At 69.2% G+C, this 484-nt stretch carries 2 pseudogenes; one reads left to right on the forward strand and one right to left on the reverse strand.

Annotation, left to right across the window (positions count from 1 at the left end):
- A pseudogene (locus LPA54_RS37165) lies at positions 1-89 on the forward strand (lytic transglycosylase); the annotation flags it as partial.
- Between the two features lie 91 nt (positions 90-180).
- Here LPA54_RS37165 and LPA54_RS37170 read toward each other — a convergent pair.
- Positions 181-484, reverse strand: a pseudogene (locus tag LPA54_RS37170) (ABC transporter ATP-binding protein); the annotation flags it as partial.

Here is a 484-nt window from a genome sequence, read left to right on the forward strand (position 1 = left end):
TCTACGACCCGGTCGCCAACATCGTCGCCGCCTGCAACTACGCGGCCGACAAGTACGGCACCATGGACAACGTCGACAGCGCGTACTGAGAGGTCGGCGCGGACCTCTCCTGCCGCACACAGACGCCGAAGGGCGGCACCCTCCTGACGGGGTGCCGCCCTTCGGGATCGTACGGCGGTACTACTTGCGCATGACCTCGGGCTCGTGGCGGCGCAGGAAGCGTGCCACGAAGAAGCCGCAGACCACGCCGAGCGCGAGCAGCGCGCCCATGTCCGTCGCCCACGCGGCGGCCGTGTGCTCCCACAGCGGGTCGTCGCTGTCGCCCTTGGCCGGCGGGCTGATGTTGTTGAAGTCCAGCGTCGCGCCCGCGGCGGCGACCGCCCAGCGCGACGGCATCAGGTACGACAGCTCGTTCACGCCGACCGAGTTGGCCAGCGGGAACAGGCAGCCGGTGAAGACGACCTGGATGATCGCGAACATCACC

The sequence above is a fragment of the Streptomyces sp. DH12 genome (assembly GCF_020873895.1).
Classification (GTDB): Bacteria; Actinomycetota; Actinomycetes; order Streptomycetales; family Streptomycetaceae; genus Streptomyces.